The sequence below is a fragment of the Oenococcus kitaharae DSM 17330 genome, from assembly GCF_000241055.1.
Lineage (GTDB): Bacteria > Bacillota > Bacilli > Lactobacillales > Lactobacillaceae > Oenococcus > Oenococcus kitaharae.
In genome coordinates this window covers 1,410,168-1,422,599 of the sequence record NZ_CM001398.1, presented here as the reverse complement: position 1 = coordinate 1,422,599, position 12,432 = coordinate 1,410,168, and the positions used below count along the sequence as shown (strand labels likewise).

The following is a 12,432-nucleotide window of genomic DNA, read 5'->3' as shown; positions in this document are numbered from 1 at the left end:
TCGATGTGCTGTCGGGATTTTTTTTGTTTTCAAAGTCAGCCATTGGCATCATAATTGAACGGGGAGTAATCGTTAATGACAAAAAAATTATCAATGCAGGATGTAATTCTCACACTTCAAGGATATTGGGCAAGTCAAGGCGCAAACCTCATGCAGGCTTATGATAATGAAGTTGGTGCAGGTACACAAAGCCCCTATACATTTTTAAGGGCAAACGGGCCGGAACCTTGGCACGCAGCCTACGTACAGCCTTCGAGACGTCCTGCCGATGGCCGATATGGTCAAAATCCAAATCGCTTATTTCAGCATCACCAATTTCAAGTTGTGATGAAACCATCTCCGGAAAATATTCAAGAACTTTATTTACAAAGCCTGGAAAAATTAACGATCAATCCTTTGGAGCACGATATTCGTTTTGTCGAGGATAACTGGGAAAATCCGTCTATGGGTGCTGCAGGAATCGGCTGGGAAGTCTGGCTGGATGGCCAAGAAGTCAGCCAATTTACCTATTTTCAGCAGGTCGGCTCTATTCCAGTAGACTCGGTAACAGCTGAGATTACCTACGGTCTGGAAAGGCTGGTCTCATACATCCAAGACGTACCGTCTGTCTATGATTTGGAATGGGGAAACGGCGTCCTTTATGGCGATATTTTTAAAGAGCCGGAATATGAACATTCGGTTTATTCCTTTGAACAGTCTGATGAAAAAATGCTGTTAGTTAATTTTGATCAATTTGAAAAAGAGGCTAAACGCCTGTTAGCCCTCGGATTGGTTCACCCGGCTTATGACTATATTCTAAAGTGCAGTCATACTTTCAATCTGCTTGATGCAAGAGGTGCTATTTCCGTTACCGAAAGAGCGAGTTATCTGCATCGAATCCGCAGCATGGCTCACAGCGTTGCTAATGAATTTATCTTGGCGCGGGCCAAGTTGTCTTTTCCACTGTTAAAAGATCAGGATTCGAGGGAAAAATACATCGGCAAAAAGGGTATTTATACAAAAAAATTAACCAAAAGAGCCAGTCAGGAGCAGCACCATGGTGGAAAATGAGAGCCGTTTCAGTGCTGAACAATTAGCAGAACTTCTCAAGCATAATGTCGATCATCCTTCCAAACAGGATTGGTTTACTAAACAGGACCTATTAGCAGCTCTGCTGTTCGGCCATTTCTTTTTAGAAGTCAATTTTCGATATAAAACGACCGCTGGAAGAAGCTATTTGCTGCTTTTTACCAGTGAGCAGCTGGCTAAACGCGTTTTAAAAGATGATTTCAATCTGAATTTCCCGCTTACTAAAGAATTGATGCTTGATCAGGCAATCCAGATTGTCAAAAATGAAGGCTTGGATGGTATTATTTTTGACCACACACTGATTGATTACAGTCTAACGGCAGAGGATTACGAAACTTCTATTCTGCCAAGAGCGGACTTATTGGAAAAAAGTCTCCATAATGATGCCATTCTAAGGCAGCTTGGCATTAATGATGATATGGCTCTCACGGAAAACGCAATAAATCGTTTGAGTTTTATTGTCCCTGGACATCTTTTTGAAGAACAGCAGCAGGAACATCATTCATATCTCACCCTGCACAATGGTGCAGATGAGAGCAACTGGATCCCGGTTTTCACTGATTTGGCTAAATTGAAAGAATGGTCGCAAGAACCCTTTGCAAAACATTTTTATGATCCTGATATTGCCGTTGTTGCCTTAACAAAAGACGACCTTCTGCAATCAGAGAAATTAGGCGATTTTTATTTAGATGACCATATCGCGGCGAACGGCATTGTCATTGACGCACCCATGCGTGCCCAAATGGGTCAAATTGTGCAGCTTAAGGAGGAAAAGTAAATCATGGCGGATTATTTATTAGAAATTGGTCTGGAAGAAATACCAGCTCATCTTGTTACGAGCGCTGAAAATCAGCTTGTTTCTCGCAGCGAGGATTTTCTAAAAGAACATCTTTTACACTATGACCACGTGCTTCCTTTTTCTACGCCGAGACGTCTGGCTATTTTAGTCAAAAATTTAGCTGATTTCTCTGATTCAACAGATGAAGAACATCGCGGACCTTCACTAAAAGTTGCTAAAGATTCTGATGGTGCGTGGACCAAAGCGGCACAAGGTTTTGCTCGCGGCCAGAAAATGTCGCCTGATGATTTTACGGAGAAGGATGGCTATGTTTATCTGACGAAACATGTTGAAGGTGTTGCTGCCTCTGAAATCCTTAAAAATATTGCGACTGAAGTTGTTGAACAAATGAAGTTCTCGACCTATATGCGCTGGGCTGACTTTAAATTAGAGTACGTTCGTCCAATTCGCTGGCTTGTGTCGCTGCTAGGTACGGATGTTGTTCCTTTCACAGTTTTAGATGTGAAGGCTGGACGCGTGACGCGCGGCCATCGTTTCCTCAATACTGGTGAGGTGGAAATTGCACAAGCTGATGATTATGAAAAAGATTTAGCCGACGCTTTTGTGATTGCCAATGCCCAGACCCGAAAAGAAACGATTAGGAAACAAATCCATGAATTGGCTGATCAGCATGGCTGGCATTTGCACATTGACCAAGATTTGCTGGAGGAAGTCAATAATATTGTTGAATATCCAACAGCTTTTGCGGGTAGTTTTTCTGAAAAATATCTCTCGCTGCCAGATATTGTTTTGATCACAAGTATGCGTGACAATCAGCGTTTCTTTTATTTAACAGATGAACAAGGCCAGCTGCTGCCGCACTTTATTTCTGTCAGAAATGGTAATGGCGACCATTTGGATAATGTCATTTCTGGTAATGAAAAGGTGCTAATCGCCCGTTTGGAGGATGCAAAATTCTTCTTTCAAGAGGATCAGAAACATTCAATTGATTTCTTCATGGCTAAGGCAGATCATTTGATTTTCCACGCAAAAATCGGTACCGTGGTCCAGCATATGGCACGTGTTTCCAAAATTGCAGCTTTGTTGGCTGACAAAATGGGTTTTTCCGAGTCAGAAACGCAAGACTTGCAGCGTGCTAGTCAAATCTATAAATTTGATTTGACGACTGCGATGGTAGGCGAGTTTTCCGAACTCCAGGGCACGATGGCAGGAATTTATGCTGGCCTGTTCGGTGAAAATGCCGTTGTTTCACAAGCACTTTCTGAACAATATTTACCGAATTCTTCTGAAGGCAGCCTGCCGCAGAGCCGAGTGGGCGCTTTATTGGCACTATCCGATAAGTTGGACAGCCTCTTTTCCTTTTTTGCTTGCGGCTTGATTCCCTCTGGCTCAAACGATCCATATGGTTTGCGGCGAGCAGCTTTGGGGATGGTTCGGATTATCGCCGATCAAAAGTGGCGTTTTTCTTTGAAAGAACTTCTCACGAATTTAAACGGCCTAGTCCTCGCTAAACAGGGATCTTTTGCGGAAATACAAGATCAGAATTTAACCCGCATTAATGCACAGCTTAATGCTTTTATTGTTGACCGAATTCGCCAGCTTTCCGATGGCAGTCGCTATGATTTGCTCGATGCTGCAACAAGTAAGATCGAACAGGGTGACGTGGAATTGATTTTAAGACGGATTAGTTTTTTGGCTAGCCACGCAGATGATACGAATTTCAAAGCAGTTGTCGAAGCTTTAGCGCGTGTACAGAGTTTGGCAGAAAAGAATCCTAGTCAAGAACAAGTCGATCCGGATTTGTTTGTTAATGATTCGGAGAAGGCCTTATATTCTGCCAGCCAAGCATATCTCGCTGAGCAAATTTCGCAATTAAAGGATCAGGGGATTTATGATTACTTTGTCTCTTTGAAAGATCCAATCAATGATTATTTTGACAGCAATATGATTTTGGACAAAGACCCGCAGATTAAAAAGAACCGGCTCGCACAGATTAACTTGCTAAATGACCAGATTTCTACTTTCGGTGATTTTAGAAAAATCGTTACAAAATAAGTCTCGCCGTTAAGCTCATTTAAGTTAACATAATCTGGTATTTTAAATAAAATAATGTGCCAAGCGCCCGTAGTGGCACGTTTTTGTCTACTTGACAAAGTCAAGTATTCAGCATATAATTTAGTCTCGATCTAATGGCAGCTTTAATTCCTAAAGAGACAATTGAACAGGTAAAAGATGCCGCTAATATCGTTGACATTATCGGCCAATATGTGGATCTGAAGAAAAAAGGCAAATATTATTGGGGACTTTGCCCTTTCGTTTCTGAGAATTCCGCTAGCTTTACAGTGGATGAAGAAGGGCAGCGGTATAAATGCTATTCTTGCGGCCGCAGCGGCAATGTTTTTGACTTTTTATCTGAAAAAAAGGGCCTATCTTTCCCTCAAGCTGTGATGGAACTTGCTTCTGGCCTGGGCATTCATATTGATCAAAAATATACGGAAAATGCCGGCAGCCGTTTCAATGAACAAGAACAGCACCTGATCGATCTTAATAAGCAGGCGGCTGAGATTTTTAATCACCTGCTTTTAAACACAGACTTGTCTGGACAGGCATTGCATTACCTTGAAAAAGATCGTCATCTTGATCGTCAGACGATGATTGATTTTCAACTCGGTTATCTTCCTTCGGATTGGTCGTTACACCAATTTTTTGATGAGAAAAAAATTCCAATAGAAGAACAATTGACCTCGGGGCTGATTTCTCAGTATGATGATGGCAGTTTTCATGATGTCTTTGCTAATCGCGTCATGTTTCCACTAAAAGATAGTTATGGCAATGTGGTTGGTTTTTCAGGCCGCACACTAGACTCGACTAATTCTGCTAAATATATTAATTCCAAGGAGACGGCAGTCTTCAAAAAATCCAGGCTACTCTATCATTTTGATCAGGCCAAACAAGCGGCCAAACTTTCCCAGCGTTTCTTATTGCTGGAAGGCTACTTGGATGTGATCGCAGCACACAAAGCCGGCGTAGATTATGGCATTGCGTCAATGGGTACGAGTCTGACTAAAGAACAGCTGCAATTAATTTCTCGCAACAGTCCAAAGCTGACAATTGCTTATGATGGTGATTCAGCGGGGCAGAATGCGACTTGGCGTGCAATTTCCGAGACCAGACAGTTTCCTCATCTCCAAGTCGATATTGTGACCATTCCGGCTGGTAAAGACCCGGATGAGTATTTGCAGGAAAAGGGGCCAGAAGCTCTCAAGCAAATTTTCGAGCAGGACAGCAGTTCTATCAACGATTTTGCGCTGGAGTATTTGAAACACAATCGCAATTTGAGTAATACAGCCGACCTTAGTGCTTATACAACTGATTTGCTGACTTTTTTGTCAGAGCATCCTGATCCAATTGCGAATGATCTGACATTAAAAAAACTATCCGATCAGTTCGGGCTTAGCAGATCTGTTTTGGATCAATCCTTAACACAGCTTACAAGAAACAGCCCGCAGACTCGGGAAACCGGTCTACAAGGATTCGCTGAGCCAGATCCTGGGCCAGCCCCAGTACCAGCCGGCGCCGCAACTAGCTTACGCGATCCAATCAGTGGACAGCAGGCGATGATCGAAAGAAAAATGATCGTTTCGGCTATTTACCATGAATCTGTGTTTAAAGAGATAGAAAAAAATCAGACTTTTGTTTTTCAAAGCCCTGAAAACCAGTTATATTATTTTCTCATTAAGGGTTTTCGCAGCAGACATCCGGGAATGGAATCGATTGGATCGGCACTGATGGAAAATATGACAGCAGCAGAGCAAGAAAAATTTGCACCGCTGATTAATCAGCAATTGGCCCTTTATTCGACAGCTAACACTGATGCAATTGATGATTATATCTGGCAGTTGACCGTGAGGATTCCCTTTGAAAAACAGATTTTGAATTTAAAATCGCAAATCCAGACTGCTATTAATTTAAATCAAAGCGATCAAATTAAAGAACTGAATGTCAAATTGGCAAAATTAATGAAAGAAAAGGCGGAGAACAAACATGACTAAAAAAATTGTTGTTTCTGAGAAAAACACTGTTGCAGAAATTCAAGAGGCTTTGACTGAGGCTGATGTCAGTTTTTTGAAAAAAGATAAAAAAGCAGTTTTGTTGCGCTTAGCTCAAAAGAACAACCAAAAAGCAGACCGTGCAGAGAAAAAGACACTGACTGCGGCAGACAAAAACAAAATTGTGAAAATAGCCGATCAGCCCGCTAATATGAATCAGGATCATGCTTCTGCTGATTTTGATGAAAAAGCCTACGATAAGGCTCTAAAAGCTTTCATCAAAAAGAACAAAAAAGCTGGTCAAGTTGTTTATGACGATCTGGAAGAAAAGATGGCTAAGCCTTTTTCGTTGGACGCTGACCAAATTGATAAATTAATTGAAAAAGTCGAAGATGCCGGTATTTCAATTGTCGATGAAGACGGAAATCCTTCCGAAAAGTCACTGAATACGAAGACAAATAATCCAAGCAAAGAAGAACTTTCGGCGGCTTCATCAGCCCCTAAAGGTGTTAAAATCAATGATCCGGTCCGTATGTATTTAAAGGAAATCGGGCGTGTTTCACTGTTAAATGCCACTCAAGAAGTCGAGATTGCTAAAAGAATCGAAAAGGGCGGTGCAGATGGTCAAAGAGCTCGTCAGGAACTAGCTGAAGCCAACCTGCGTCTGGTTGTGTCAATCGCAAAACGTTATGTCGGCCGCGGCATGCATTTTCTTGATTTGATCCAAGAAGGCAACATGGGCTTGATGAAGGCTGTTGAGAAGTTCGATTATACCAAAGGCTTCAAGTTCTCGACTTATGCCACTTGGTGGATTCGTCAAGCAATTACACGTGCGATTGCTGATCAGGCGAGAACGATCAGAATTCCTGTTCATATGGTTGAAACAATTAATAAACTGATTAGAATTCAGCGTACACTGATTCAGGATCTTGGCCGTGACCCAATGCCTGAAGAAATTGGTGCTGAAATGGAATTAACAGCTGACAAAGTGCGTGAAATTCAAAAAATTGCCCAAGAGCCGGTTTCTTTGGAAACTCCTATTGGTGAAGAAGATGATTCTCATTTGGGCGACTTTATTGAAGACAATGAAGGCGAATCACCGATCGAGTCCACTTCTGATCAGATGCTTAAGGACCAGTTAGAGGAAGTCTTAGGTACTTTGACGGAGCGCGAAGAGAATGTTTTGCGTCTGCGCTTTGGCCTAGAAGATGGTAAGACTCGAACTTTGGAAGAAGTCGGCCGTGTCTTTGGCGTCACGCGTGAGAGAATTAGGCAGATTGAAGCCAAGGCTTTACGCAAATTACGTCATCCAAGCCGTTCTAAGCAGTTAAAGGATTTCATGGAAGAATAAAGTTTTTCATGGTTTAAAAACTGAACTTAGTGTTCGGTTTTTTATTATTTTCTCGAAAGGATTTATTTATGGCAAAATTGTCGGATCGCTTAATGGCAATCTATCGTTTGATCCCGAATGGCGCTCGTGTCGCTGATATTGGCACCGATCACGCGGCAATCCCGATTGCGCTTTTAGAAACAGCTAAATCACCTTTTATTATTGCTTCTGATGTGAGAAAGGGGCCTTTGTTTTCAGCCCAAGAGCAGATTGAATTAGCAGATTTAGATAATCCTCAGCAAATTGAACTCCGCCTTGGAAGCGGTCTAAGCGTTCTTCAGGAAGACGATGATATTGATACGATCGTGATGGCTGGCATGGGCGGCGAACTCATTGCTAAATTAATTGAAAAGATACCAACATTTTTGGCAGATAGTCTTCTTATTTTGCAGGCGAATAATGAAGAAGGCATGGTTAGAGAAGTGATTATTCAGCAAAAGCGCACCATTACTGATGAAAAGATTATTCAGGAAGGCCGGCATTTTTATGAGATTATTGTTTCCTGTGCTGCTGGCAAGCCCAAAACCTTAACGAACCGTCAGATGAAGTTCGGGCCCTTTCTCCTAGAGCAAAATTCGGATGTTTTTCGTCTGAAATGGCAGAAAAAGCGTAAGCACTTAGCCAATATTAAAAAAATTCTCGAAGAGTCGAAGCAGCAGGGAAGTTTGCGATACGATAGTTTGCAAGAAGAAATAAAAGAGATTGATGAGGTGTTAATGTGAAGTACGAAAAATTAGTTGACCGTTTTATTGGCTACGCCAAGATAAATACACGATCTAATGAAGCGTCAAAGACAGTTCCAAGCGATCCAAAAGAAGTTGCCTTTTTGAAGAAATTGTCCGAAGAATTAACACAAATCGGCCTCTCTGATGTCCGTACGATGCCCGATGGCTATGTGTTTGCTAAATTGCCAGCAAGTAAAGGCAAAGAAACGGTTACGCCGATTGGATTTATTTCGCATGTCGATACAGCTGATTTTAATTCTGAAAATATCCAGCCGCAAATTCATGAAAATTACGATGGCCAGTCAGCTATTAAACTCAGCGACAGTGTCAGTTTGGATCCAGCTGTTTTCCCGAATCTTCACAATTATAAGGGTCATACCTTAATCACGACGGACGGTACAACTTTGCTAGGTGCTGATGATAAAGCCGGCGTGGCTGAGATTATTACAGCTATGTCGTATTTGCTGGATCATCCAGAAATGCTGCATGGTGAAATCGAGATTGCTTTCGGGCCAGATGAGGAAATAGGCATTGGGGCCGATCACTTTGATACGAAGAATTTCGGTGCTAAATTTGCTTACACAGTCGACGGCGCAATCAAAGGAGAGCTGCAGTGGGCGACTTTTTCTGCGTCTGCAGCAACAATCAAGGCCAAAGGCACGCAAGTTCACCCTTCATCAGGTTATGGCAAATTGATTAATCCAATTGTTGCAATCATTGATGCTTTTAATTTGCTGCCAAATGAGCGCCCAGAAAATACACGTGGTGATGAAGGCTATTATTATCTGCTGGATCTCAATGGTGATGGTGATTCAGCTGAGGCGCATTTGATTATTCGCGATTTTAAGCGCGATGGCCTCAAACAGCGCAAACAAATTCTTGCGGATGCTGTTAAACAGGTCAATGCACAATATTCGCATCCTGTTTTGGATTTAAATCAATACGACCAATACTACAATATGGCTGATGTTTTAAAGGATCATCTCGAGTCGGTCAAATTAGCAGAAGCAGCTTATAAAGAATTAGGCATTACGCCTAATGAGGCGCCGGTTCGCGGCGGTACGGATGGCTCTAAAATTACTTTCTTAGGTATGCCGACACCGAACATCTTTACCGGGGCTGAGAATCTACATGGCCCATATGAATTTGCTTCAGTTCAGGACATGGAACTAGCTGTTGACGTGGTCCTTAAGATTATTGCTTTACAATCTAAATAAAAAAACACCGAATCATTATTGATCGGTGTTTTTTTTCGAATTGTCGGCTGATTGAGAAATTGTCGTGATGAGAATCGCGGCTGCTTCGCCAATAACTAGAAAGATGATTGAAATTTTCCATGGTATATAGGCCTGTTTTGAAAGTTCTCCAACGATAAAACCCAAAACATTGCCTAAAATAACCGACCAAATACCCACTGCAATATATTTCATGAACAAAGTGTAAGACTGTTGCGTAAAAAATACAAATACACGAACAAAGTTTCGCACATTCGCGATATTATTTACTTGTGAGCTATACACCCTTACAAGTTTTTAGCGAATACGATCTGTTGAGAAATCCCGATAAGACCGACCTGCTCGTTAGTGCTTTAAAAAATAAGGGATTTAAGGCAGCTGTCTTAGCAAATCATAATTACCTTTATGGTGCAGAAAAGTTCCGTCAGGGGGCTATTTCCGCTGGAATTAAGCCAATAATTGGTTTGACGATCAGTCAGACTGATTTCGGTGAAATTATTGCCATTGCTAAAAATTTTCACGGCTATCAGAACCTAATGAAAATCAGCAGTTATCTGGCTTTTCATCCAGACGAGACACTTAGCCTGCATGATAAGAGCCTGTCATTTGCAGATATTGCTATGGTTTTTGAAGACGGCCAAGATGTAACGTCTTTAGCAAACGTCGACTGTTTTACAAGAAAAGAACTGGGTTATTTTCCAATCGATTGGGTCAACGAAACGGATGCAGTTGTCGCGACTGCTTTGAGGCACATCGATGAAAACGCCTTGAACTTCACTGGACAGGCAGAATTGACCGGCCATAGTCTTCAAGATGCCGATTTTTATGCATCCCAGCTGCCTCCGGACATTCTGCAAAATAATATCAATTTTTCCGATGCTATCCAAAATGATTGGCCCGAGAACGCGAAGCATCTGCCCATTTTTCCATTACCGGAAGGTCAGACGGATCCAAAAAAATATCTTTCAGAATTAGTTAAGCTAGGCTTGCAGAACCGCTTTTTGAATCGGAAGATTCCCGACAATTATAAAGAACGCCTGAATTATGAATTAAAAATTATTTTCCAGCTCGGTTTAGCAGATTATTTTTTGGTCGTCTGGGATATTGTCAACTTTGCTCGTCACCACAACATCCAACTTGGTGCTGGTCGAGGATCGGCTGTCGGCTCACTCGCTGCATACGCTTTATATATCACCACGATCGACCCGATTGAATACGATCTCTATTTTGAGCGTTTCTTGAATCCTAAGCGTGTGCAGCTGCCGGATATCGATATTGATGTACCGGGCAATCGCCGTCAGGAAATTGTTGAATATCTGCAGGACAAGTATTCAATCGACCATTTTTCTCAAATTGGTACCTTTGACACTTTCAAAAGGAGACTGGCAGTTAGAGATAGTGCACGGATTTTTGCCAGCAGTGAAGGAAGTTTGAAACGTTTTTCTAGATTTATGGCTTCAAATGATGATGCTTTGGAGAAAGCGGATCCAGAAAACCTGCCAGATGCTATCTCTGATTTGCCCCATGCTAAAGAAATTATTGCACTTGCCAAAAAGATTTCCGGTTTGCCTCGGCACATCGGCATTCACGCTGCTGGAATTGTTTTAAGTCCAGAAAAATTGGTTAATTACGTTCCTCTCAATCGCGTTTCTGATACGACCGTGACACAATTTGATAAAGATGATGTCGAAGCAATTGGTTTAGTCAAATTTGATTTACTGCGTTTGACCAATCTCGACATGATTGCCGATATGCGTGCACTGATCAGAAAGAATACGGGCCGCCGAATTAATCTGGACCATGTGCCGCTGGATGACATTAAAGTGCTGACCATTTTCAGAACACTCCAGACAAACGGTATTTTCCAATTTGAGTCTGATTCAGCCAAAAGTGCCTTAAAACAGGTTTCTGTCAGCAGTTTTGATGATATTGTGGCGGTTAATGCATTGAATCGGCCCGGGCCGTCGGAGAATATCCCGGCCTATGCAAAGGGTAAGGCCGACTCAAGACAGATTCACATTATCGATGAAAGTTTAAGAAATATTCTGCAGCCGACGTATGGCGTGATTATTTACCAAGAGCAGGTCATGCAGATTGCCCAGGTTTATGCTGGTTTTTCATTAGGAGAGGCCGATGTTTTTCGAGCAGCAATCGGGCACAAGAATGAAAGTGTTTTGATGGCCCAGCATGATGCTTTTATTGCTGGAGCTCTGAAAAAAGGCCATGACAGCCGGCAAGCAGAAGAAATTTTCGCTTATATCGAACGTTTTGCTAATTACGGTTTTAACAAAAGCCACGCGGTCGCCTACAGCAAGCTCGCCTTTGAAATGGCCTTTGTCAAAGCTTATTTCCCCTTGGAATTTTTCTCTGTATTGCTGAACTTTGATAGTAAAACAGCTTATCTGCAGGACGTCAAAAACAGTGGTATCCCACTTGCCGGTCCGGACATTAATCATGCTCAAAGCGGTTTTTCAAGCGGTGATCATGTGATTTACACTGGGCTAAGCAAAATCAAGGGACTGAATAGAAAAGTGGCCGAACAGATTTTAAATGAGCGTGACAGCCGCGGCCCATTCCCGACTTTAATTGACTTTTTACAGCGTATGTCGGGAAGTGATTTGAGCGAAAACGATATTATGCAGCTGGCCTATGCCGGGTCTTTGGACCATTTTGGCTATACTCGTCAAGAACTGGTCGAGAATGCGGCTTCATTAATTACGGCCATGCAGTTTGGCGGCAGCCTGCTTAGTGAGACCAAGCTGAATGCCGCAAAAGAAATGCCTCTATTGCAGCGTTTACAGCAGGAAAAAGCTGTTTTAGGTTTTTCGATTTCAGGCCATCCAATTGATAGTTTAAGAAAAGAAATCCTTGCCAAGGGCTACACGCAGATCAACGATTTAAAAGCAGATACAGAAGTAAAAATGGCTGTGATGGTAGATTCCGTCAGAACCACTCGTGATAAAAACGGTAATCAAATGGCTTTCGTCTCTATTTCTGACGGCAGCGGCGAAAGTTCCTTAACTGTTTTTGCTCGTGAGTATGCGAAAGCTGCGCCAATTTTAAAAAATGGTGTACTAATTGCATTTATAGGAAAAACGCAGCTTAGACGGGGTGAAATTAACATTATTGCAAATAAAATCAAGCAGATCGGCGACTGATTTGTGAA

At 42.1% G+C, this 12,432-nt stretch carries 9 protein-coding genes; 8 read left to right on the top strand and 1 reads right to left on the bottom strand.

Annotated features, from left to right (window positions below; all coding sequences use genetic code 11):
- Positions 1–75: 75 nt before the first annotated feature.
- The 7 genes from glyQ to pepT all read left to right on the top strand — a co-directional run bounded on the left by glyQ (position 76) and on the right by pepT (position 9,248).
- On the top strand, positions 76–1,050 hold the full coding sequence (gene glyQ, locus OKIT_RS07125; protein ID WP_007746511.1) for a glycine--tRNA ligase subunit alpha: 975 nt from the start codon (positions 76–78) through the stop codon (positions 1,048–1,050).
- On the top strand, positions 1,037–1,846 hold the full coding sequence (locus OKIT_RS07120) for an SseB family protein (RefSeq protein WP_007746507.1): 810 nt from the start codon (positions 1,037–1,039) through the stop codon (positions 1,844–1,846). The genes glyQ and OKIT_RS07120 overlap by 14 nt, the downstream gene beginning before the upstream one ends.
- A 3-nt stretch (positions 1,847–1,849) precedes the next feature.
- Entirely contained in the window at positions 1,850–3,922 is a 2,073-nt protein-coding gene (gene glyS / locus OKIT_RS07115) for a glycine--tRNA ligase subunit beta (RefSeq protein WP_007746506.1), read from the top strand.
- A gap of 134 nt (positions 3,923–4,056) precedes the next feature.
- Positions 4,057–5,919: a DNA primase gene (gene dnaG, locus OKIT_RS07110; protein ID WP_007746505.1), complete on the top strand. Its 1,863-nt coding sequence runs from the start codon at positions 4,057–4,059 to the stop codon at positions 5,917–5,919.
- Entirely contained in the window at positions 5,912–7,267 is a 1,356-nt protein-coding gene (gene rpoD / locus OKIT_RS07105; protein WP_007746504.1) for an RNA polymerase sigma factor RpoD, read from the top strand. The genes dnaG and rpoD overlap by 8 nt, the downstream gene beginning before the upstream one ends.
- 68 nt (positions 7,268–7,335) lie before the next feature.
- Positions 7,336–8,028, top strand: coding sequence for a tRNA (adenine(22)-N(1))-methyltransferase (locus OKIT_RS07100; protein ID WP_007746503.1), 693 nt, complete (start codon positions 7,336–7,338; stop codon positions 8,026–8,028).
- A complete protein-coding gene (gene pepT / locus OKIT_RS07095) occupies positions 8,025–9,248 on the top strand; it encodes a peptidase T (RefSeq protein WP_007746502.1) in 1,224 nt (407 codons plus the stop codon). Before OKIT_RS07100 ends, pepT begins: the two co-directional genes overlap by 4 nt.
- A 15-nt stretch (positions 9,249–9,263) precedes the next feature.
- On the opposite strand, the gene OKIT_RS07090 is transcribed toward pepT, so the two are convergent.
- On the bottom strand, positions 9,264–9,461 hold the full coding sequence (locus OKIT_RS07090; RefSeq protein ID WP_007746501.1) for a YjzD family protein: 198 nt from the start codon (positions 9,459–9,461) through the stop codon (positions 9,264–9,266).
- 77 nt (positions 9,462–9,538) lie between these two features.
- On the opposite strand from OKIT_RS07090, the gene OKIT_RS07085 reads away from it, so the two are divergent.
- Positions 9,539–12,424 carry a DNA polymerase III subunit alpha gene (locus OKIT_RS07085; RefSeq protein ID WP_007746499.1) on the top strand — a complete coding sequence of 962 codons (2,886 nt, stop codon included), beginning with the start codon at positions 9,539–9,541 and terminating at the stop codon, positions 12,422–12,424.
- The last annotated feature ends 8 nt before the right edge of the window (positions 12,425–12,432 follow it).